The sequence below is a fragment of the Ruegeria sp. G7 genome, from assembly GCF_056535465.1.
The window spans coordinates 294,291-316,933 of the sequence record NZ_JBQFIL010000001.1; the positions used below are offsets into that span (position 1 = coordinate 294,291).

General features: G+C 60.1%; 23 protein-coding genes. 9 read left to right on the forward strand and 14 right to left on the reverse strand.

Features of this window, described 5'->3' with window-relative positions:
* Position 1: 1 nt before the first annotated feature.
* Positions 2-853, reverse strand: a complete 852-nt coding sequence (locus ACR3EN_RS01465; RefSeq protein ID WP_480819399.1) for an alpha/beta hydrolase — start codon at positions 851-853, stop codon at positions 2-4.
* A 204-nt stretch (positions 854-1,057) separates the two neighbouring features.
* Between ACR3EN_RS01465 and ACR3EN_RS01470 the strand changes: the two genes are divergently transcribed.
* On the forward strand, positions 1,058-2,068 hold the full coding sequence (locus ACR3EN_RS01470) for a DUF418 domain-containing protein (protein WP_480819398.1): 1,011 nt from the start codon (positions 1,058-1,060) through the stop codon (positions 2,066-2,068).
* Between the two features lie 52 nt (positions 2,069-2,120).
* Entirely contained in the window at positions 2,121-2,750 is a 630-nt protein-coding gene (locus tag ACR3EN_RS01475) for a LysE family translocator (RefSeq protein ID WP_480819397.1), read from the forward strand.
* Between the two features lie 2 nt (positions 2,751-2,752).
* On the opposite strand, the gene ACR3EN_RS01480 is transcribed toward ACR3EN_RS01475, so the two are convergent.
* Positions 2,753-2,926, reverse strand: a complete 174-nt coding sequence (locus tag ACR3EN_RS01480) for a hypothetical protein (RefSeq protein WP_480732621.1) — start codon at positions 2,924-2,926, stop codon at positions 2,753-2,755.
* Between the two features lie 323 nt (positions 2,927-3,249).
* Here ACR3EN_RS01480 and ACR3EN_RS01485 point away from each other — a divergent pair, with 323 nt between their 5' ends.
* Both ACR3EN_RS01485 and ACR3EN_RS01490 read left to right on the forward strand, forming a co-directional pair.
* A complete protein-coding gene (locus tag ACR3EN_RS01485) occupies positions 3,250-3,789 on the forward strand; it encodes an adenine phosphoribosyltransferase (protein ID WP_480819396.1) in 540 nt (179 codons plus the stop codon).
* Between the two features lie 170 nt (positions 3,790-3,959).
* Positions 3,960-4,442 (forward strand): fasciclin domain-containing protein, encoded by a 483-nt coding sequence (locus tag ACR3EN_RS01490; protein WP_480856911.1) that lies wholly within the window; start codon positions 3,960-3,962, stop codon positions 4,440-4,442.
* Positions 4,443-4,478: 36 nt separating this feature from the next.
* Here ACR3EN_RS01490 and ACR3EN_RS01495 read toward each other — a convergent pair whose 3' ends face one another.
* The 11 genes from ACR3EN_RS01495 to coxB all read right to left on the reverse strand — a co-directional run bounded on the left by ACR3EN_RS01495 (position 4,479) and on the right by coxB (position 14,428).
* Positions 4,479-5,894, reverse strand: coding sequence for an FAD-binding oxidoreductase (locus tag ACR3EN_RS01495; RefSeq protein WP_480819394.1), 1,416 nt, complete (start codon positions 5,892-5,894; stop codon positions 4,479-4,481).
* 38 nt (positions 5,895-5,932) lie between these two features.
* Entirely contained in the window at positions 5,933-6,751 is an 819-nt protein-coding gene (locus tag ACR3EN_RS01500) for an MBL fold metallo-hydrolase (RefSeq protein WP_480819393.1), read from the reverse strand.
* A gap of 102 nt (positions 6,752-6,853) precedes the next feature.
* Positions 6,854-7,438: a GNAT family N-acetyltransferase gene (locus tag ACR3EN_RS01505; protein WP_480819392.1), complete on the reverse strand. Its 585-nt coding sequence runs from the start codon at positions 7,436-7,438 to the stop codon at positions 6,854-6,856.
* Positions 7,438-8,700 carry a M16 family metallopeptidase gene (locus ACR3EN_RS01510; protein ID WP_480819391.1) on the reverse strand — a complete coding sequence of 421 codons (1,263 nt, stop codon included), beginning with the start codon at positions 8,698-8,700 and terminating at the stop codon, positions 7,438-7,440. Before ACR3EN_RS01510 ends, ACR3EN_RS01505 begins: the two co-directional genes overlap by 1 nt.
* Positions 8,697-10,085: a threonine synthase gene (thrC, locus tag ACR3EN_RS01515; RefSeq protein WP_480819390.1), complete on the reverse strand. Its 1,389-nt coding sequence runs from the start codon at positions 10,083-10,085 to the stop codon at positions 8,697-8,699. The genes ACR3EN_RS01510 and thrC overlap by 4 nt, the downstream gene beginning before the upstream one ends.
* Positions 10,082-10,759 (reverse strand): SURF1 family protein, encoded by a 678-nt coding sequence (locus tag ACR3EN_RS01520; protein WP_480819389.1) that lies wholly within the window; start codon positions 10,757-10,759, stop codon positions 10,082-10,084. The genes thrC and ACR3EN_RS01520 overlap by 4 nt, the downstream gene beginning before the upstream one ends.
* A gap of 156 nt (positions 10,760-10,915) precedes the next feature.
* Complete coding sequence (locus tag ACR3EN_RS01525) at positions 10,916-11,731, reverse strand: cytochrome c oxidase subunit 3 (protein ID WP_480819388.1); 816 nt, start codon at positions 11,729-11,731, stop codon at positions 10,916-10,918.
* A gap of 22 nt (positions 11,732-11,753) precedes the next feature.
* Positions 11,754-12,329 (reverse strand): cytochrome c oxidase assembly protein, encoded by a 576-nt coding sequence (locus ACR3EN_RS01530; RefSeq protein ID WP_480819387.1) that lies wholly within the window; start codon positions 12,327-12,329, stop codon positions 11,754-11,756.
* Positions 12,329-12,490, reverse strand: a complete 162-nt coding sequence (locus ACR3EN_RS01535; RefSeq protein ID WP_480819386.1) for a hypothetical protein — start codon at positions 12,488-12,490, stop codon at positions 12,329-12,331. The genes ACR3EN_RS01530 and ACR3EN_RS01535 overlap by 1 nt, the downstream gene beginning before the upstream one ends.
* Complete coding sequence (gene cyoE / locus ACR3EN_RS01540; protein WP_480819385.1) at positions 12,487-13,443, reverse strand: heme o synthase; 957 nt, start codon at positions 13,441-13,443, stop codon at positions 12,487-12,489. Before cyoE ends, ACR3EN_RS01535 begins: the two co-directional genes overlap by 4 nt.
* 73 nt (positions 13,444-13,516) lie before the next feature.
* Positions 13,517-14,428 (reverse strand): cytochrome c oxidase subunit II, encoded by a 912-nt coding sequence (gene coxB, locus ACR3EN_RS01545; protein WP_480819384.1) that lies wholly within the window; start codon positions 14,426-14,428, stop codon positions 13,517-13,519.
* A 176-nt stretch (positions 14,429-14,604) separates the two neighbouring features.
* Here coxB and tldD point away from each other — a divergent pair, with 176 nt between their 5' ends.
* From tldD to ACR3EN_RS01570, 5 genes are all read left to right on the forward strand, one after another.
* On the forward strand, positions 14,605-16,026 hold the full coding sequence (gene tldD, locus ACR3EN_RS01550; RefSeq protein ID WP_480819383.1) for a metalloprotease TldD: 1,422 nt from the start codon (positions 14,605-14,607) through the stop codon (positions 16,024-16,026).
* Positions 16,027-16,256: 230 nt separating this feature from the next.
* Positions 16,257-17,381: a DNA-processing protein DprA gene (gene dprA / locus ACR3EN_RS01555; protein WP_480870256.1), complete on the forward strand. Its 1,125-nt coding sequence runs from the start codon at positions 16,257-16,259 to the stop codon at positions 17,379-17,381.
* A gap of 163 nt (positions 17,382-17,544) precedes the next feature.
* The gene (topA, locus tag ACR3EN_RS01560) at positions 17,545-20,160 is read left to right on the forward strand and encodes a type I DNA topoisomerase (protein ID WP_480819381.1); all 2,616 of its coding nucleotides are present in this window, start codon (positions 17,545-17,547) and stop codon (positions 20,158-20,160) included.
* A 92-nt stretch (positions 20,161-20,252) separates the two neighbouring features.
* Positions 20,253-20,957, forward strand: a complete 705-nt coding sequence (locus ACR3EN_RS01565; RefSeq protein WP_480819380.1) for a CoA transferase subunit A — start codon at positions 20,253-20,255, stop codon at positions 20,955-20,957.
* Positions 20,957-21,583: a 3-oxoacid CoA-transferase subunit B gene (locus ACR3EN_RS01570; protein WP_480819379.1), complete on the forward strand. Its 627-nt coding sequence runs from the start codon at positions 20,957-20,959 to the stop codon at positions 21,581-21,583. The genes ACR3EN_RS01565 and ACR3EN_RS01570 overlap by 1 nt, the downstream gene beginning before the upstream one ends.
* Before the next feature lie 48 nt (positions 21,584-21,631).
* On the opposite strand, the gene ACR3EN_RS01575 is transcribed toward ACR3EN_RS01570, so the two are convergent.
* Positions 21,632-22,504 (reverse strand): lytic transglycosylase domain-containing protein, encoded by an 873-nt coding sequence (locus ACR3EN_RS01575; protein ID WP_480918381.1) that lies wholly within the window; start codon positions 22,502-22,504, stop codon positions 21,632-21,634.
* Positions 22,505-22,643 lie beyond the last annotated feature (139 nt).

Consider the following 22,643-nt stretch of genomic DNA (forward strand, 5'->3'; position numbering starts at 1 on the left):
CTTAGTTTTGCTGTAGCTTCTGATGCACGTCGTCCCACAGCCCATACGACCAGAGGTCGTTATGGGTGCCGTCCGGGATCACGTATAGCTGCGCCGTGTCGGACATCTCAGCCAGCGCCTTGCCGTGGTGTACGGGGATGGTTTCATCCTCGGTTCCATGGAAGATCAGCGTCGGCACCGTGATGCGTTCGATCAGATCGCGGGTGGCAAACTGGTCTTTCATCAGGGCCGAAACCGGCAGAAACGGATAGCGTTCAGCCGCTACATCGACGGTTGCAGTGAAGGGCGCCTCAAGCACCAGCAACTCGGCACTGGGGCGCTCCGCGGCGACAGCGGCGGCGATACCGGTGCCGAGGCTCTGACCGTGCAAGACCACGTCTTTACCCTCGGCCTGCAGCCGGTCGAACAGCTGGACACCATCCGAGATCAGCGCTGGTTCCGAGGGTTCGCCCTCGCTGCCCGGAAACCCGCGATAGCTGGGCGCAAGCAGCCCGTAGCCCGAGTTGAGGATTTCGCGCATCCGGTCGGCGCGGTCGCCCAGATTGCCGCTTTGGCCGTGGAAAAACAGCACCGTGGGCGCATCCGAGGTAGCCGCGGGGGCGCTCCAGACCGTCAGGACGGTGCCATCGGCCATGGGCAGCGACAGGGCATCCACATCCGCCAGACCCACGCTGGCGGGATCGGGCAATTCGCCGTCGGGTTTGTAAAGCAGCGATTGCTGGTTGAAATACATATAGCCGAGGATGCCAGCATAGAGCACCGCCCCCACCAGAACGAGGCCCAGCAGCACGGCTTTCGCGCGCTCGATCCCGCGATGGCTCGCGCTTGGGTTTGCGTGTTGAATCTGCACCATCGGCCTCTCCTTTGGTTCTGAGGTTGGGCAGGTCGGCGCGGGTTTCAAGATGCGGGGATGAGGCTTAATCCAATCTTTAACCTGTTGCCGCAAAGCCAATGTGCCGGGCTTTTGCGTTCGTGTTGCTTGAAATGGCCCCGGCCCTTGCCATGTTGACGCTGATTAATGACTAAAAGGCAGGCACTTAGCGGTCTGCGAGGATTGATGAAACGACTCGATGCACTGGATGCCGCCCGATTTCTGGCCTTTTGCGGCATGGTGCTGGTGAACTTTCGCATCGCAGCCGAGGTCGCGCCGGGGTCGGATTGGGCGTCGACCCTGATTGATGCACTGGAAGGGCGCGCGGCAGCTTTGTTTGTCGTGCTGGCCGGGATCGGCATCGGGTTGTCGCGCATCGCGGCCGGGCTGCTGCTGCGTCGGGCGGCGTTCCTGTTTGGGGTCGGGCTGATCAACATGACGGTGTTCGACGCTGACATCCTGCATTTCTACGCGCTGTATTTCGTGGTCGGGTCCGCGTTTCTGACCGCCGCTCCGCGCGGGCTGTGGCTGGGGGCGTTGGGGATCGTGGCGCTGGCGGTTATTGCCAATCTGATCTTTGACTATGATCGGGGCTGGGATTGGCAGGCGCTGGCCTACACCGACCTCTGGACCCTGCCCGGCTTTCTGCGCAACGCGCTGTTCAACGGCTGGCATCCGGTGCTGCCCTGGGCCGCGTTCCTGCTGATCGGGATGGCAATTGGCCGGTCTGAACTGCATACGATCTGCATTCAGCACCGCTTGATCATGTGGGGTTTTGGCGCGGCGGTGCTGGCGCTGTTTCCGCAGATGCTGGTGTCGGACCCAGATCTGGTGGCCTATCTGGGAACCGAATCCATCCCGCCCGGCCCGTTCTATATCCTCGCTGGCACGGGTTCGGCCTGCGTGGTGATCGGGCTGTTACTGAAACTCTGGCCTGTGATCGAACGCCTCGGCATTGCACGGTTTCTGACCGCACCGGGACGGCAGAGCCTGACGCTTTACATGGCGCATATTCTGATCGGGATGGGGCTGCTGGACGAGCTTGGGCTGCTGAACGGATCGCTGAGCGCACCGCAGATCGTGGGATATGCGGTGCTGTTCTGCGCGCTGTCCTCGGTGTTCGCATTGCTTTGGTTCCGCAAATTCAAGCGCGGCCCGCTGGAGGCGCTGATGCGGCGCGTGACCGAGCGGGCTTGACCTGACCGCCAACGCCGGGCTTGGTGTGGGAAACGCCCCGATAGGATGACCCATGTCGCTTGATCTCTGGCTGGCCTTTGTGGCCGCATCGACCGCCCTGCTGCTGATCCCCGGCCCGACTGTGCTGCTGGTGCTCAGCTATGCGCTGTCGAAAGGGCGCAGCGTCGCCGTTGCCTCGGCCACCGGGGTGGCTTTGGGGGATCTGGTGGCGATGACCGCCTCGCTGCTGGGGCTTGGGGCGCTGGTGCTGGCCTCGGCCACGCTGTTTACGGTGCTGAAATGGGTGGGCGCGGCCTATCTGGTCTGGCTGGGTATCAAGCTGCTGCGCAGCGCACCCTCGGGCGGTTTGCAGACGGTTGAGACCGGGCGCGATGTGACGGCCCGCAGCGTCTTTGGCCATGCTGCAGCGGTCACCGCGCTGAACCCGAAATCCATCGCCTTCTTCATCGCTTTCGTGCCGCAATTTCTGCGCCCTGCTGACCCGCTGGGTCCGCAATTCGCCATCCTGATCGCCACGTTCGTCGGCCTCGCCGGGCTGAACGCGCTGGCCTATGCGCTGCTGGCGGACCGTCTGCGCCGGATGATCGGCCGCACGGGTGTGATCACCGCTATGACCCGGTTCGGAGGGTTGACCCTGATTGGCATGGGCGTTGCCACAGCGGTCCTGCGGCGCCCCGCCTGAGCTTAGTCTTCGGCGTTTTCCTTCATGAACCCCCGGATGAACCGGCGGATTTCCCGTGCGGCGGATGTGTCCAACTCTTTGCACAGCTCGACAAAGGCATCGCGCTCATCCTTGTCGAGCCGCAGAACCAACTGGCTGTTTTTCTTGGTCGATTTCTTACCGTCTTTCTTCGCCACGCGCCCTGACCCCGTTCAGACCTTGATTCATATCGAGATGCAATGTATATACATAGCATATAAGATGTAGATATCGGGCACATAACACCAAAAGTGAGATCAAAGCAATGAACCTTCATGTCGCGCAGGCTTTTCTTCTTCGGGATCAACGCAATTGGCGCAAACCGCATCTTTCGTGGTTGCCGGACGCCTTGTACCGTTACTACGGTCTGCCCAACACCATTCGCGGCCGCCACAAGTAGCCGCAGGGGGCAAACATTTCTTGCATGGTCGACCCTTATGGGCCAAACACCGCCGCGTGTTTGATGCCAAAGGGGTGAGCCATGTCCAGAAACAAAACGGTCAAGGATTACATTCGGACCATCGTCGATTTCCCGCACGAAGGGATCATGTTCCGCGATGTCACCACCCTGTTCGCCGATCCGCGCGGGTTCCGCATGGCGATCGACCAGATGCTGCATCCTTACGCGGGCGAACAGATCGACAAGGTCGTGGGCCTTGAGGCGCGCGGTTTCATTCTGGGCGGTGCTATCGCGCACCAGCTGAGCGTAGGCTTCGTTCCAATCCGCAAAAAGGGTAAATTGCCCGGCACCACGATCAGCCAAGACTATAAGCTGGAATACGGCGAAGCAATCGTGGAAATTCACGATGACGCCATTCAACCGGGTGAGAAAATTCTGGTCGTAGATGATCTTCTGGCCACTGGCGGCACTGCGGCAGCCGGCATCAAACTGATCGAGCGGTTGGGCGGCGAGATCATTTCCTGTGCCTTCATCATCGACCTGCCCGAGCTTGGTGGGCGCAAAATCCTGGAAGACATGGATATGGACGTGCACGTTCTTTGCGCGTTCGAAGGGCTTTGACCGTTACGCTCTTCACATAATTGTGATTGGAATATCAGCAACGCGCTGGCTTAGCGCGCCGCGAAACGCATTCAAGAAACATCAGCGTTCGAAATCTGTGATCCCCTGCCGACCTGACCACGTAGCCCCGTTGATGCCACTTAGGGCATTCTCAACAAGGGAACCTTATCATGTTGCGCAAATACGCTGTTGCCGGAGTAGCTAGCATTCTGTTGACCACCTCTGCCCTCGCGGGCGGTCACTCGAAAGACATTGTAGACACTGCAGTGAATGCGGGTAGCTTTGAAACGCTTGTTGCCGCTGTTCAGGCTGCCGAACTCGTTGATACCCTGAAGGGCGACGGCCCGTTCACCGTCTTTGCTCCGACCGACGAAGCATTCGCCGCCTTGCCCGAAGGTACGGTTGAAAACCTGCTGAAACCCGAGAACAAGGATCAGTTGGTCGCGATCCTGACCTACCACGTTGTTCCCGGCAAGGTGATGTCAGGCGATCTGTCCGATGACATGACAGCCGCAACCGTTCAGGGCGGAGATATCACCGTGGATCTGGACAACGGCGTCATGATCAACGACGCGAACGTCGTCCAAGCTGATATCGAGGCTGAAAACGGCGTGATCCATGTGATTGACAAAGTCATTCTGCCTGAAACCTAAGGCTTAATCGCGGCCTGACCCAGTGTCAGGCCGCGTTCAATCCGGCAGCACCGCGCCCGGATTCATTATTCCGATGGGATCGAGGGCGCTTTTGATGGCCCGCATCGCGTTCAACTTGGCCGGATCACCATACCGCCCCAAGTCGTCTGTCTTCAGACGCCCCACACCGTGTTCCGCGCTGACGGAACCGCCAAACTTATGCACAAGGTCATGCACAGCGCGTTTGATCGCCGACCTTCGATCGACATAGTCCGACCGGTCGCCCCCCGGCGGTGGGAAAACATTATAGTGCAGATTTCCATCCCCCAAATGCCCAAAACAATTCACGCGGAATGGCCCCAGCGCCGCTACCACCTGCTTGCCCTGCCTTATGAACGCGGGGATATCAGAGATCGGAACCGATATGTCATGGCTTGATACGGAACCGATCAAACGGTTGGCTTCCGGGATGTTCTCGCGCACTGCCCAAAGATCGGCGCGCTGCGCCTCGCTTTGCGCGATCACACCATCCTCCAGCAAACCACGCGCCTCGGCACCGGAATAGATCGCTGCAAGGGTTTCTGAGGGCTCTTGTCCCTCTGACAGACCCAGTTCGATTAGAACGGTCCATTCCGGCTGCACGGCAAAAGGTTGTCGTATGTCCGGTAAAACCTCGGTCAAGAACTGCAGACCCTGACGGTGGATCAACTCAAAAGTGCTCACCGCTTCGCCCACCTTGTTGCGCATCAGCGAGAGCAGATCGATCGCAGCCTCAGGGGATGCCACCCGAAACATGGCCGTTCCGACAGCTTTGGGTTGTGGGAACAGTTTTAGTGCCGCTGCAGTTATGATGCCAAGCGTTCCTTCGGAGCCAATCAGTAGATTGCGCAGGTCATAGCCGGTGTTGTCCTTCCGCAATCGGCTCAGCCCATGCCATATCTCACCGCTGGGCAGAACGGCCTCTAACCCCAGACACAGATCGCGCGCATTCCCATAGCGCAGCACATTTACACCGCCCGCATTGGTGGCCAGATTGCCGCCGATCCGGCACGATCCTTGCGCCGCCAGCGACAGCGGAAACAAGCGCCCGGCCTGATCCGCTGCAGCCTGCAGGTCCGCCAGAATAGCACCGCCTTCGGCAATCATGATGTTCTCGGTTGGATAAATCGCGCGGATTTCAGTCATACGCTCAAGCGAGAGGATCAGCGGCGCGGGGCCCTCGGCCATGACCTGCCCGCCCACAAGCCCGGTCCCGCCACCATAAGGCACCACCGGCACCCGCGCCCCATGCGCATATCGCACCAGGGCCGAGACCTCTTCGACGGAACGTGGCATCGCCAAAAGCCCGCCTTGACCAGCAAACCGGCGACGCGGTTCTTCAAGATAGCGATCCGCCAACGGACGCAGCACATCACCACCAAGCCCATCGCGGATCGTACGGGCAAAAGATTCATCGGCAGGGTTCAGTTCCATGCCCCATCCCTGCCAAAGGCGATCACCAGCGACAAGCCCTATTCCAGATCGATCAAATACTGCGGCTCTAACACAACCACCGTCGGGCGGTCCGGCAAGGTTTTCAGTGACACAACTATCTCAGACACCCCATCGCGCTCGACCGGGAAGGTTTCGCGGATATCCACCAGAAACCGCTCCAACGAAAACCCCGAGAACCAGTGCATCGGAATAATGACCGAGCTTTTCAGCCGCTTGAGCACCTCGATCATCTCGGGCAAAGGCATCGTCGTGCCCCCGTCGACCGCCGCCATCACCACATCGAGCCGTCCCAACGCCGCAAATTGCTCGTCCGAGGGGATATGATGCAGATGGCCCAGATGGCCGATGCACAGACCTTCGACCTCGAACACAAAGATCGAATTGCCGCGCTCCTCTACACCCCCATAAAACGATCGGATATCGGTCGAGACGTTGCGCACCAGCATCTCGCCCAGATCAAGGTAGTGATCAATCCCCTGTCCAAACTCGCCCCAGCCCGGCAGAACATGCGGGATGGCCGGGTCGGGATGTGCCGTCCAATGGGTACTATGCGCATGGTTCATGGTAACCACATCCGGGATCAGATCCGCACCCCCGATGAACCCGGTAAAGTCCGTGACCGCATTCAACCCGCCCTGCGTCTGGATCAAAAACGACGCATGGGCGACATAACTGATCCGCACCGAAAACTCCGGCACCGGATCCTGCCAGGCGGCCTTGTGCAAATACTCAATACCGGGTGCCGCATCAGCGATTGCAATGCAATGGCTCGGGCGGCGCTCCTGCGCCACCGCCCCACCTGCAATCATTATCAGCCCAACAACACTCCACCGCATGACCCAAGTCTAGCGCGAAACGCGGCCAAGTCATGCCCCTTGTTCATCTGGCCAAAAATATCCCGGGGGAGGCGCGACTTGTCGCGACGGGGGCAGAGCCCCCTACCCCACATCCGTCCTGCCACGCCGGTCCGACCGCAAAGAAGCATAGAGAACATGCGTCCGCCACCGCCCGTTGATCTGCAAATAGGACTGCGCCACGCCTTCGTACTTGAACCCCGAGCTCTCCAGCAAGCCGCGTGAGGCTTTATTCTCGGGCAGACACGCAGCTTCGATCCTGCTCAGGTCCAGACGGGCGAAAGCATAATGCACAACCGCTCCGATGGCCTCACGCATGAAACCCTGGCGGGCAAAAGCCTGCCCGGTCCAGTAGCCCAGTGTCCCGGCCTGAGCTGGCCCTCGGCGTACATTGTCCAGCGTGATCGCACCCAGCAACAGATCATCGCTGCGGCGGAACAGAAACAGCGGAATCGCCGTTCCGCTGGCCACGGACCGCTGTGCCCAATAGACCCGGTTGGTAAACGACTTGCGGCTCAGGTGATCACTGGCCCAGACCGGCTCCCACGGCACCAGATAGTCTTTTGACGCCCGCCGCAGCGCGGCCCAGTCGTTGAAGTCGGAATGCACGGGCGGGCGCAAGGTCAGGCGCTCGGTTTCAAGTTTCAGCTTGCGTCTGCCCAACAGCATCACGCCGCACGCCTCTCCTGCAGACCGGCCAGCGTCGGCGCCCCCGAGATCGGACCATAAAGCGCCAGCGCCGCCGGGGCTTGCACTGCAATGTTCTCAGCAAAGGCTCGCACATCCTCGGTGCTGACGGCATCGATCTTGGCGACAGTATCCTCAAGCGACGGCACACGCCCCCAGATCTGCACCAGCCGCGCCAGACGCTCGGCCCGGTTCGAGGGGCTTTCCAAACCCATCAGCATCCCGGCCTTCATCTGCGCGCGCGCACGGGCGACTTCCTCGGAGCTCATATCCTCAGCGGCGCGCTTCATCTCGTCGATGGTGATCGTCGCCAGTTCCCCCACCTGATCAGCGGAAGTTCCGGCATAGATCGTGGTCGTACCGGTATCAGCATAAGCCCCGGTCTGCGCAAAGATCGTATAGCACAGCCCGCGCGACTCGCGCACTTCCTGAAACAGGCGCGAGGACATGCCGCCGCCCAATGCCGTCGAATAAATCTGCGCGGTATAGATCGCATCATCGCGATAGCCGGGGCTTTCCAGCGCCAGCGCGAAATGAGCCTGCTCCAGCTCTTTCTCCTGCCGTGCTTCGCCACCGGTGAAGCGGGCGGTTTCCGGTATCAGACCTTTGCGCGGCTGCAGATGCCCAAACATCTCTTCAGCCATTTTCATCAGCGCGTCGTGATCCACGGCACCCGCCGCCGACAGGATCATCTGCTCGGGGCCATAATGCTCGGCCACAAACCCCGAAAGGTCCTCGCGCGAAAACGCGCTAACCCGCTCGGTTGGCCCCAGAATGGTCCGACCCAAGGGTTGGTCATGATAGCTCTGCTCCTGCAGCCAGTCAAAGATCACATCGTCGGGCGTGTCGTAGGCTTGACCGATTTCTTGCAGGATCACGCCGCGCTCCACCTCGATCTCGCGCGGGTCGAAAACCGGGTTCAGAACGATGTCACCGATCACATCCATCGCCAGCGCCACGTCGTCTTTCAGAACGCGCGCGTAATAGGCCGTCACCTCACGCGAGGTATAGGCGTTGATATACCCGCCCACATCCTCGATCGCCTCGGCGATTTGCAGCGCGGAACGACGCTCGGTCCCCTTGAACGCCATATGCTCAAGGAAATGCGCGATACCGTTCTGCTCGATCCGTTCATGCCGCCCACCGGCGGTCACCCAGATGCCGATGGCAGCAGATTGCAGCCCCGGCATATGTTCACTGACGATACGAAAGCCGTTCTTCAGCTGGTCTTGTCTGACTGTCACTCAGCGATATGCCTTCTGATATGATCCTCAAGGGCACCCAGATCGTTGGCAATCCGTGTCACCCGTTCCGGACGTTCATACAGATCAGACATGCGGGATGGAAGGGGGGCATGTTCGCCGCTCGCCTTCTCGACCGCTGCCGGGAATTTCGCCGGGTGCGCGGTGGCCAGAGTGATCATCGGGACGTCAGCGGCGCGGTGATCCTCACCAACCTTGATGCCAATGGCCGAGTGCGGGCAGACCAGCTCAGCACTATGGGCCAGCGTATGCTTGATCGTCTCCAGCGTTTCATCCTCGGATACACGACCCGAGTCGAAGCTCTCGCGCAATGCCTCCATCGCGCCCTGGCTGACGTTGAAGCCACCAGTTTTCAGCTCGTCCATCAACTGTGCGACGGCACCGCCATCCTCGTCATAGGCATAGTACAACGCGCGCTCAAAGTTCGAGCTGACCTGAATGTCCATCGACGGGCTGACCGACGGGATCGTCTCGCCCTTGAAATATCCCTCACCCGACAGGCACCGATGCAGAATGTCGTTCTGGTTGGTCGCCACCACCAGACGGTCGATCGGCAGACCCATGCGCTTGGCCAAATAGCCCGCGAAGATGTCGCCGAAATTGCCGGTGGGCACCGTGAAACTGACCTTGCGATGCGGCGCGCCGAGGCTGACGGCGGCAGAGAAGTAATAGACGATCTGCGCCAGCACCCGGGCAAAGTTGATCGAGTTCACACCCGCCAGTTTCACCCCGTCGCGGAAGTCGAAATCGTTGAACATATCCTTCAGCGCGGCCTGACAATCGTCAAAGTCCCCATCCACGGCCAACGCGTGGACATTGCTGTCCGCCGGAGTGGTCATCTGACGGCGCTGCACCTCCGAGACACGACCATGCGGGAACAGGATGAACACATCCACCGCGTCCAGCCCGCGAAACGCCTCAATCGCTGCTGATCCGGTATCACCACTGGTCGCGCCAACGATGGTCACACGGTCATTGCGCCTCTTCAGGGCCACCTGAAACAGTTGCCCAATGAGCTGCATGGCAAAGTCCTTGAAGGCCAGCGTGGGTCCGTGGAACAGCTCCAGCAGGAAGTGGTTCTCGTTCAACTGCTTCAGCGGCGCGCGGGCGTCGTGGCCGAAACCTTCATAGGCACGGGCGATGATGTCTTTGAACTCTTCCTCGGTGAACGATCCGCTGACATAGGGCCACATGACGCGAAAGGCGATGTCCTCGTACGGCAATCCGGCCATCACCGCGATGTCATCGTGGCTCATCACCGGAACCTCGGCAGGCAGATAAAGACCCCCATCACGGGCCAGCCCGGTCAGCATCGCCTCTTCAAAACTCAGTTCGGGCGCCTGCCCTCGGGTCGAGATGTATCTCATGGCTCATCACTCTCAGAATCGGCACGGCTGCGCCACAGGAAGTACCCGGTCATCGCAGCCCAGACCAGAGCCAGACCAAACCAGGTGATTGCATATTGCAGGTGATCGTTCGGGATGCCCGCCGTGTCCACAGGCAGAGGCGTTACATTCGGGTCGGTCTCGGACCGGGCGATCAGCAGGACGCGCTCGGTGCCCAATGCAGCGGCCAGAGCCGGCACATCGCGGGCAAACCAGATGTTGCTGTCGATGTCAGGATCGGGTGTATAGCTGTCGATCTCATCAGGCCAGTGCAGGTTGCCTGTGACCTCCATCGGGCCCGTCAGACGCTCGGCCTGTTTCGCCGTTGTGGGTACAAATCCGCGATCTACCAGAATGGCCCTTTCGCCGGTGCTGAAGCGCTGAATGATCCGATAGCCCGCCCCGACTTGTTTGACCGACACCAGAACATGGATTTCGCCTGGCTCCATCTCACCCCTGATAGTCACGGGCAGATATTTGTCAGCCTGTTCCGAGACCGTCTGCGGCAGCGGCACCGGCGTGGCAGAGATGCGGCTGTCAATCTCCGCAAGCACACCCTGTTTCCATGCCAACCTGTTTACCTGCCAGACACCCAGCGACAGCAGCACGCCCAGACCGGCGAGACCGAAGATCAGCAGGAATAGAGTGCGGCGCATGACAGGATCCTACCTTGTTGCGGGAACCGGCGTCTTGTTAAGGGGCGTGCGGGCCGAATTGCAACCACGCAATTGTATGGGGCGCAATCTTGCGCCCCTTATCGTGAAAAAGCCGCCCCTTGGGGCGGCTTTTGCAATTGGATTATCCCGGCTGCGCTACATCAGCGGGGCCTGACCCCAGATATAGACTGCGAAGAACAGGAACAGCCAGACAACGTCCACAAAGTGCCAGTACCACGCCGCCGCTTCAAAACCCACGTGCTTCTCGGGTGTAAAGTCACCCTTGAGCGCCCGGATCAGACAGACCGTCAGGAAAATGGTCCCGATAATCACATGCGCCCCGTGGAACCCGGTCGCCATGAAGAAGTTCGAATAGAACTGGTCGCCACCGAATTCCCAGCCCTCATGGGCCAGCAGTTCATAGTATTCATAGGCCTGCAACAGCGTGAACAAAATGCCCAGAACGATGCCGATCGCCAGACCATTGATCAGCGCCTTGCGGTCATTGTCATGCACCAGCGCGTGGTGCGCCCAGGTGATCGCACAGCCCGACAGCAACAGCACCAGAGTGTTGATCAGCGGCAGATGGAACGGATCGACCGCGTGGATATCCGGCTGGATATACTCGGTGCCGGCATAGTCGTACATCGGGTACATGCGATGCTTGAAGAACGACCAGAACCAGGCAAAGAAGAACATCACCTCGGACATCACAAACAGGATAAAGCCGTAACGCAGACCAATGCGGACGACCGGAGTGTGATCGCCCTGGCGGCTTTCAGCCACCACTTCGGACCACCAGGCGAACATGGTGTACAAGACGCCGACCATTCCCATCCAGAAAATCCACGGTGTGATCCCGTGCATCCACAGAACGGCCCCCAACAGCATCACAAAGCCGGCAACCGCACCGACCAGCGGCCAGATCGACGGTGCCAGAATGTGATAATCATGATCTTTTGCGTGTGCCATCAGCGTCCCTCACCTACAGGCGTTAGTTCTTGTTTGTCTCAGCCTGCACGTCAAGAGCGGCATAGCCCTCGGGCAGGTCAATTTCGTAGAATGTATACGACAGCGTGATCGTATGCACATATTTGGCTTCCAGATCTTCGACCATTTCCGGATCGACGAAGAATGTCACCGGCATCTCGACCCGCTCACCGGGCTGCAGGACCTGCTCTTCAAAGCAGAAACAAGCAATTTTCTGAAAGTATCCACCGGCTGAATACGGGGCGACATTGTAGGACGCCTGCCCCGCAATCGGGCGATCCGTCGGATTGTAAGCTTCGTAGAAGGCCAGACCGGTTTCACCGATGCGGACTTCCATTTCACGCTCGACCGGCTTGAACTCCCATCCCATGCCCTTGGCTTTTGACGCATCAAAACGCACGGTGATGGTGCGATCAAGGATGTCATCGGGGGCCGCTTCGGCAACTCCGGTTGTTCCACCAAACCCGGTGACCCGACAGAACCAGTCATAAAAAGGCACTGCCACCCATGCCAGGCTGCCCATAAGGACAACCGTACCAACCGTCTGAGCAACTGTTTTTTGGGGACCGGACAACGGCATCAGTTTTGCACCTCTTGTGTCGCCATGTTGAAGTTCGTGCCCGAGACCTTGACCACGGTCAGGCCGAAAATGATCACGATGAACGCCGCAAGCGTCAGGCCAACACCCAAATTGCGGCTGAACCGGCGCTGATGCAGTTCGTGGCTTTTGCGCAGGCTCATGACCAGCCCCCCAATCCGTAGGGTTTCAGCAGGGCCTCGGCCAGAATCGCGCCGAAATGCAGGAACAGGTACAACAGCGACAGCTTGAAGAAACTGCGCTCGACCTTGAAATTGTCTGCTTCCGAGTCGTCCTCGGTCCGGCGGGAAATCTGCCATGCGCCGCGCAGGAACAGAGCATTCATCACCACGGCAACCGTTAGGTAGATCGGCCCGCCAATGCCCGAGAATGACGTCCCAACTGCAAGCATCGCCAGCAGAGCTGTGTAGACCAGAATGTGCCAACGCGTTGCGCGGCGGCCATGGGTTACTGTCAGCATCGGCACGCCTGCATCGTCGTAGTCGGACCGCATGAACAGTGCCAAAGCCCAGAAATGGGGCGGTGTCCACATGAAGGTCAGGGCGAACATCAACCACGGCTCAAGCGTCATCGATCCCGTAGCCGCGACCCATCCGATCACAGGGGGGAAAGCCCCTGCAGCACCGCCGATCACGATATTCTGCGGTGTCGAGCGTTTCAGCCACATCGTATAGACAACGACATAGAAGAAGATGGTGAAGCCCAAAAACGCGCCTGCAAACCAGTTGGTCGCAAGCCCAAGCATGATCACCGACAAGCCAGACAGCGCCAGACCCAGCGCCAGCGCCTCGCCCTCTTCAACCTTGCCCGAGGGGATGGGGCGGCCCTTGGTGCGCTTCATCACCCGATCAATATCCGCATCCCACCACATATTCAGAGCGCCAGACGCACCGCCGCCGATGGCGATGAACAGGATGGCGCAGAAGCCCACGAACGGATGCACCGGCACCGGCGCCGCCAGCAGCCCGACCAGAGCGGTAAACACCACCAGCGACATCACCCGCGGCTTCAGCAGGGCGAAGTAATCGCCGAAGCTGGCCTCGTCCGCGCGGGGCTGCGCGGTGACGGTGCTGGCGTTGAAGCTTGCGTCGCTCATATCCGGTCCTTTTCGGGGCAAAAGCTGCGCGAAACCCGCGCAGCCCGCATGTCTTACCTAACCCGCAACGGGCTTAGTTCGAGGCCACCTGATACGCAGCAGGCTGACCCGCATACTCTTCCACGGCGCCCTGCAGCCATTCCTCATAGGCCTCTTCGCTGACCACTTTGACGGTGATCGGCATATAGGCGTGGTCCTTGCCGCACAGTTCCGAGCACTGTCCGAAATAGACGCCTTCCTTGTCGGCCTGGAACCACAGCTCGGCCAGACGACCGGGCACACCGTCCTGTTTCACGCCGAACGAGGGGATGGTCCACGAGTGGATAACGTCGGACGCGGTGACCTGCATCACGATGACTTTGCCCACGGGTACGACGACGGCGGTGTCGGTGGCCAGCAGCCATTCGTCTTCGCCATAACCGGCATCGGCCAGCTTGGCGCGCATCGCATCGTCCAGAACAAACGGGGTCACGTCTGCATCCGCCGGGCGCGCGCCTTCGTCCAGAGTGGCCGGGTGGCCCAGCAGATAGCTGTCAAAGGCGAAATCATGATCGACATATTCATAGGTCCAGTACCACTGGTTGCCCACGACCTTGATCACCACGTCGCCTTCGGGAATTTCCTGCTGCTTGAACAGCACAGGCAACGAGAAGGCACCGATAAAAACCAGAATCAGGATCGGACCCAGCGTCCATGCAACCTCGACCGGGGTATAGTGCGAGAATCGCGCCGGCGTCGGGTTGGCGCGCTGGTTGTAGCGCACGATGCAGTAGACCAGCAGACCCGCGACGAACACACAGATCGCGGTGATGATCACCAGAATCATCGCATCCAGCGAGTGGATACCTTCGGCCAGACTGGTGGCAGCGGGCTGAAAGCCCATGCCGCCATCAACCGGCTTGCCAATAATCTCAAGCTCCTGAGCCATGGCGGGAAGGCTGGAGAGGGCTGTCACAAGCCCCGAAAGCATCAAAGCATTCTTCATTTTCTGTCCTGATCGTTTGATCTTTGCGTCCCTGGCGAAAAGGTGTGAATCGGTCGCACCTCTCCCGTTGTCTTTGGCCGCGTTAAAAACCATATTCCTGCGGGTAGATAAAGCAAAATGCTTGCGTCAAACAGACGCTATTTTTGATCTGGATCAAACCGGAAAGGTCGCAACCGATGACTCAGGCCCCGTTTCGCCCCTTTGAAAGCACACTTCCGCAGGATGAGGCGCTTGCGGTTCTGCAATCGGCCACTGCCGGAGCCGAGGACGGAGAGCTGTTTGTCGAGCGCCGGAAATCCGAATCTCTGGTCTTTGATGATGGCCGTTTGCGCACAGCATCTTATGACGCGTCCGAGGGGTTTGGCCTGCGCGCCGTACAGCGCGAGGTGGCCGGATATGCCCATTCCACAGATGTTTCGATCCCGGCGCTGAAACGCGCGGCTGAAACGGCGCGGTTGGCGGTTGGCGACGGCGGCGGCACTCTGTCCGCAGCCCCGCGCGCCACGAATATCCGGCTTTATACAGACGAAGACCCCATCGAATCCGCAGATTTCCCCGTCAAGATTGAGACCTTGCGCGCCATCGACGCCTTTGCCCGCGATCTGGACCCGCGCGTAGTGCAGGTCAGCGCCACCATCGCAGCCGCCGTGCAAGAGGTCGAGATTCTGCGCCCCGATGGCGTATTGGTGCGCGACGTGCGCCCGATGACGCGCCTCAATGTCTCGGTCATCGTCGAACAGAACGGGCGACGCGAAAGTGGCTCGGCCGGGGGTGGCGGCCGCGTCGGGCTGGACGGGCTCATTGATCCGGCCGATTGGCAGGACAAGGCCCGCGAGGCGCTGCGTATTGCCCTCGTCAATCTGGATGCGGTGCCCGCCCCCGCGGGCGTGATGGAGGTCGCGCTCGGCCCCGGCTGGCCCGGCATCCTGCTGCACGAGGCCATCGGGCATGGGCTTGAGGGAGATTTCAACCGCAAGGGCAGTTCGGCTTTTGCCGGTCTGATGGGGCAGCAGATTGCATCGAAAGGGGTGACGGTGGTCGATGACGGCACGATTGCGGACCGGCGGGGCTCGATCACCGTGGATGACGAAGGCACGCCAAGTTCGCGGACGGTGCTGATCGAGGACGGCATCCTGACCGGCTATATGCAGGACCGCCAGAACGCCCGCTTGATGGGCGTTTCGCCCACCGGCAACGGGCGGCGTCAGAGCTATGCGCATAAACCGATGCCGCGCATGACCAATACGATCATGCTGGGCGGAGATGCCGACCCTGCCGCGCTGGTGGCCGATATCAAGGATGGTATCTGGGCGGTGGGATTCGGCGGCGGTCAGGTGGACATCACCAACGGCAAATTCGTCTTCTCCTGCACCGAGGCCTATCGCGTCGAAAACGGCAAGATCGGCGCCCCGGTCAAAGGCGCCACGCTGATCGGCGACGGGCCGTCGGCTTTGAAACGCATCCGTGGGTTGGGCAACGATATGGCGCTGGATCCGGGGATGGGCACCTGCGGTAAGGATGGCCAATGGGTTCCGGTCGGTGTCGGTCAACCGACCGTGCTGATGGACGGGCTGACGGTAGGCGGTTCGGCGGCCTAAGTCAGAATCAGCGAACGCACAGGGGCGCAAGGTTAACGCCGTGCGCCCCTAATAGGCGCGACCATCGCAATCCGCGCCAAGAAAATTCGTACGAATTTTCTCCACCATCTCAAAGACATAAGGAACCTCTCATAGGCGACACCTGAATAAATCGCATCTAATTTTCTTCGATTTACAAGCTGTTAACCCCAAACCCCGTAAACCAGTTCTGCAATCAGGCGGAGCATCGGATGACCGAAGAGCAGCTTTCTTCCAATCACCCCCCACTCCCACCCACCACGGAAGAGGACCGGTTTTCCTGGCTCCGTCTGTTGCGCTCGCGGAAGGTTGGTCCGGCAACGTTTCGTCGGCTGCTGCGTGAACATGGCTCGGCGCAGAACGCGCTGGCCGCGCTGCCTGAAATGGCACGCGCTGCCGGGATAGAGGGCTATGAAATCTGCCCCCCCGGCGTAATCGAGGCGGAACTCAAGGCCGCAAAAGCCGCCAATGCGCGGCTTTTGTGCCTTGGGGCCGCCGATTTTCCCAAGTCCCTGAATGACCTTTCGGACGCGCCCCCTCTGCTGTGGGCGATCGGAGATATCTCTCTCGCGCAGAAACCTGCAATCGCCATGGTCGGTGCGCGAAACTGCTCTTCCCTCGGTGCACGGATGGCGCGCGGGCTGGCGGCCGAATTGGGGACACGAGGACATATCATCGTGTCAGGTCTGGCCCGGGGAATTGATACATCGGCCCATCTTGCAGCACTCGAAACCGGCACCATTGCCGTGATGGCGGGCGGCGTGGACGTGATCTATCCGGCAGAGAATACGGATCTCGCGCGACAGATCACGTCACAGGGCCTGCGCCTGTCCGAACAGCCCATGGGCGTCACGCCCCAAGCTCGGCATTTTCCGCGACGCAACCGGATTATCTCGGGCCTTGCGCAGGCGGTTGTAGTGGTCGAGGCCGCAGCCAAATCCGGCAGCCTGATCACCGCCCGTGATGCGCTGGATCAGGGCCGAGAGGTTCTGGCCGTGCCCGGCCACCCCTTCGACGCACGCGCCGCCGGGTGCAACCTGTTGATTCGGGAAGGGGCGACGCTGGTATGTTCGGCAGAAGACGTGATCGAAGCCCTGCCCCAGCAGGAAGACCTGTTTCGCGACCACGCGGAACCACCACGACCTGCGTCCCCGACCCCTGCAGCAGTGCTCCAGGCGCAGATTCTGGAACGGCTCGGGCCCTCTCCCATCGCTGAGGACCAGCTGTTGCGCGACATCGCGGCCTCGGCCGGGGACCTCGGCCCGGCGTTGATCGATCTGGAGCTCGATGGTCGAATCCAGCGTCAGCCGGGCGGGCTGTTGTCGCTGGCTGGTTGACCGTCGCGCGGTTACCGACATACATCGAGCGATATCGGTTAGATCACTGAAAACAAGCCACTTTTGTGATCGCGAAAGGAACGCATTGACAATTCCGGTTTGCCCCACACATTTTGCAGCACCATAGAAGGCGTCCATTTCGTCGAGCGAGGTTTCCCCTTAAATGCCTGTCGTTGTTGTAGAATCTCCGGCCAAAGCAAAAACAATCAATAAGTATCTCGGCCCCGACTACACTGTTTTGGCCTCATACGGCCATGTGCGGGACCTGCCGCCCAAGGACGGATCAGTCGATCCAGACGAAGAATTCTCGATGAAATGGGAGGTCGGCAATGACAGCCGCAAGCACGTCAAAGCCATCGCCGACGCGCTGAAAGAGGACAACGCCCTGATCCTCGCCACCGACCCCGATCGCGAGGGGGAGGCGATCAGCTGGCACCTGCAGGAGGCACTGACCAAGCGGCGTTCGATTAAGAAAGACACGCCGGTCAGCCGCGTGACCTTTAACGCGATCACCAAGGATGCCGTGACCGAAGCGATGCAGAACCCGCGTGAGGTCGATATGCCCCTGGTCGAGGCCTATCTGGCCCGCCGCGCGCTGGATTATCTGGTGGGCTTTAATCTCTCGCCAGTCCTGTGGCGCAAACTGCCCGGCGCGAAATCCGCAGGCCGGGTGCAATCGGTCTGCCTGCGCCTGATCGTGGAACGCGAGATGGAGATCGAGGCCTTCAAACCGATTGAATACTGGTCGGTCAAGGCGCAGTTCGAAACCCCGCGTGGACAGACCTATGAGGCGCGTCTCGTCACCTATGCGGGCAAGAAGCTGGACAAGCACGACCTCAAAGACGCCACGCAAGCCGAACTGGCGGTACAGGCGATCACCAGCCGTGCGCTCAGCGTGACGTCGGTCGAGGCCAAACCCGCCGCCCGCAACCCCAGCGCGCCGTTCATGACTTCGACCCTGCAGCAAGAAGCCAGCCGCAAATTCGGCATGGGCGCTCGCCACGCGATGCAAGTCGCGCAGCGGCTGTACGAGGCGGGCTACATAACTTATATGCGGACCGATGGCATCGATATGGCACCCGAAGCCGTAGCGGCGGCGCGCGATGCGATTACCGACCGGTACGGCGCGGAATACGTGCCTGACAGCCCTCGCATGTACAAAAACAAGGCCAAGAACGCGCAGGAAGCGCATGAATGTATCCGTCCCACAGATATGTCGCGGGATGCCAAGGCGCTGAAGGTGACGGATGAGGATCAGCGCAAGCTGTATGATCTGATCTGGAAACGTACCATCGCCTGCCAGATGGCCGCCGCCCGGCTAGAGCGGACAACGGTCGAGATCGGCAGCGACGACGGCCAGGTCGGCCTGCGCGCCACCGGTCAGGTGGTGTTGTTCGACGGGTTCATGCGCGTCTATGAGGAAGGCCGCGATGACGTGGCTGACGATGACGAAAAACGCCTTCCGCAGATCATGCAGGGCGATCCTGCACGCTTTGCCAAGACCTCGCTGAAGGATCAATTCGCGAAGGCCGAGGACAAGGCCGCAATCCTGTCCGACAATGAAGCCGTTCTGGCGCTGCAGCACCACACCCAACCGCCGCCGCGCTACACCGAAGCCACTCTGGTAAAGCGGATGGAGGAGTTGGGGATCGGTCGCCCTTCGACCTATGCGTCGATCGTCACAACGATTCAGGACCGTGAATATGTGCGCAAGGACAAGAACCGGCTGATCCCCGAGGAAAAGGGCCGGATCGTCACGATCTTTCTGCTGAATTTCTTTCGGCAGTACGTGGGCTATGAGTTCACCGCCAACCTGGAAGAAGAGCTTGACGACGTCAGCGCAGGCGACCGGGACTATAAGGACCTGCTGGGCAAGTTCTGGCGCGATTTCTCGGCGGCAATTGGCGAGACCTCGGAACTACGCATTTCGGAAGTGCTGGACAAGCTGGACGAGGCACTGGCACCTCAGCTTTATCCTCCGCGCGAGGACGGTTCCGATCCGCGTATATGCCCCAAATGCGGTCTGGGGCAGTTGCACCTCAAAACCTCGCGCACAGGCGGGTTTGTCGGCTGCGGCAACTACCCCGAATGCACCTATACCCGCCCCATCGCGGGTGAAGGAGCTGAAGGCGACGAACGGTTGCTGGGTGAGGATGCCGGAGATGAGATCTGGCTGAAATCCGGTCGATTTGGGCCTTACGTGCAGCGCGGCGAGCCAACGCCCGAGAACAAGAAACCGCCACGTGCCTCGCTGCCCCGTGGGTGGAGCAAGGATGACATGGATCTGGATAAGGCCCTGACGCTTTTGTCCCTGCCTCGCCAGATTGGTGAACACCCCGAAGGCGGCATGATCACCTCGAATTTTGGGCGCTTCGGACCTTATCTGATGCACCAACTGGCCGACGAAGCCAAGCCGGTCTATGCCAACCTCAAAGACCCCAACGATGTCTTCGAGATCGGGATGAACCGTGCCGTCGAGCTGCTGGCCGAAAAGCGCGCCAACCCGGGACGCGGACGGCGGGCGGCAGCGAAACCGTTGAAAGAGCTGGGCGAACACCCCGATGGCGGTGCGATGCAGGTTCTGGACGGGCGTTACGGTCCATATGTCAAATGGGAAAAGGTCAACGCGACCATTCCCAAGGATATCAAGCCCGAGGACGTAACGCAGGAGATGGCCGTCGAACTGGTAAACGAGCGTGCCGCCAAGAAAGGCACCAAGAAAAAGGCGGCCCCCAAGAAGAAAGCCGCGTCCAAGAAGGCGGCCAAAAAAGCGGGTTAGGTAGAAATACCACAACCCCTCTGGATTCGTTGACTTCCCTGTGGCGTGGCGGCACAACTCGGCCCAACACCACGTCATTGGGGGAGTTTTCCATGAAGAAAGTCTATGCCAATGCCACTGAGGCGCTCGATGGAGTGATCTCGGACGGCATGCTGATCGCCGCGGGTGGCTTTGGCCTGTGCGGCATCCCGGAGATGCTGCTTGAGGCGATCAAGGCCTCGGGCGCCAAGGATTTGACATTTGCGTCAAACAACGCGGGCGTGGATGATTTCGGCATCGGCATCCTGCTGCAGACCAAGCAGGTCAAGAAGATGATCAGCTCTTACGTCGGCGAAAACGCCGAGTTCATGCGCCAGTATCTGAGCGGTGAGCTTGAGTTGGAATTCAACCCGCAAGGCACTCTGGCCGAGCGTATGCGTGCCGGTGGCGCAGGCATCCCCGGCTTCTACACCAAGACCGGCGTGGGCACGGTGATCGCCGAAGGCAAAGAGCACAAGGACTTCAACGGCGAGACCTATATCATGGAGGAAGGCATCTTTGCCGACCTCGCCATCGTGAAGGCCTGGAAAGCGGACGACACCGGCAACCTCGTGTTCCGCAAGACCGCGCGCAACTTCAACGTGCCCGCTGCGACCTGCGGCAAGATCTGCGTGGCCGAAGTGGAAGAAATCGTTCCGCGTGGCTCGTTGGACCCCGATTCGATCCACCTGCCCGGCATTTACGTGCATCGCCTGATTCAGGGCAGCCACGAAAAGCGCATCGAACAGCGCACCACCCGCAAGAAGGAGGACGCATAATGCCCTGGGACCGCAATCAGATGGCCGCGCGCGCGGCAGAGGAACTGGAAGACGGCATGTATGTAAACCTCGGCATCGGGATTCCGACGCTGGTGGCGAACTACGTGGGTGACAAGGACATCACGCTGCAGTCTGAAAATGGAATGTTGGGCATGGGCCCCTTCCCGTTTGAGGGCGAAGAGGATCCCGACCTGATCAACGCAGGCAAGCAGACGATCACGGAATTGCCGCGGACCTCGTACTTCGACAGCGCCACGTCTTTTGCCATGATCCGGGGCGGCAAGATCGCCGCCGCGGTGCTTGGCGCGATGGAGGTGGACGAAAAGGGCGATCTGGCCAACTGGATGATTCCAGGCAAGCTGGTCAAAGGCATGGGCGGCGCGATGGATCTGGTAGCCGGTGTTGGCCGCGTGATTGTCGTGATGGACCACACCAACAAACATGGCGATTCCAAAGTGCTGAAGGAATGCACGCTGCCCCTGACCGGTCAGGGCGTGGTTGATCGCATCATCACCAACCTGGGTGTGCTGGATGTGGTCGAAGGTGGTCTGAAGATCGTCGAACTGGCCGATGGCGTCAGCGAAGAGGACATGCGAGCGGCGACGCAGGCGGCAATCGTCGGATAATCAGCTGTCCGACTGGTGCGAAAAGGCCCGCTGCGATGCGGGCCTTTATCAGTTTGCCGTCTGGAAAACACAAGGATCCGAGACAAATTGCGGCGGCGTGGTGCACAAAGCGCTTGCCACCTGAAACGCCGCGAGCACCTTTGGTACATAGTCCCGCGTCTCGGCATATGGGGGCACGCCACTGTGTTTGCGCACCGCCCCTTCACCTGCGTTATAGCCCGCAAGCACCAGAATCGGGTCCTGTCCGAATTCTTCCATCAGCCAATGCAGATAGCGTACTCCGCCCTCGATGTTCTGCTCGGGCCTGAAACTGTCCTTTACCCCGAACCGTTCAGCCGTGGCGGGCATAAGCTGCATCAGGCCCTGCGCCCCGGCCGAGCTTACGGCCCCCGCGCGGCCGGCTGATTCCACCGAAATCACCGCCAACACCAAGGCCGGAGACACGTCGGTCCCTACGGTCGAGCGCAGGATATCGACACCTCGCTCGTTCACAATTTGCTGTAAGGTTTGCAAACGCGGCGCGGACACGCCTGCAGAGGTCACTGCCTGCACGGCTGCTCTTAGCCGGCCGGCATTGGCCTGTGCCAGCTCAGGCGAGACGCGGTTCCAGAACGCTTTGTAAGACCCAACCGGCTTTTCCTGGCCGGTCCCGGCGATTTTTGGTGGTATCGAGGCGGGCACCTTTGCGGGCGTGACCTCAGTTGGTGTCTCAAGTTCGACACCGGTGCTGGGCGCCGACGGTGCAGCGGCATGTTGTTCTGGTGTGATCTGAATGGTGACCCGCACACGTTCGCCCGGCTTGGGGGCCGAAAGTCGTTTGTACACACCGCGTGGTTCCTGCTCGGTCGCGGACGCCGGGGATATGGCACCAACCAGTACCATTACCGCTCCGGCGCAAAAGAGCGCGTTACGGATATACATTTGCCTGCCTCGATTTTTATCTTTTGAGTCAGTTTGAACCCCAGAACGCCTCACAACACCAGAAAAACAAAGCGAATTGGGGCAATTTCGCCTCATTTGCCGCTATTTTGCATCGCTTGAGCGGTACTGGCAAAAAAAG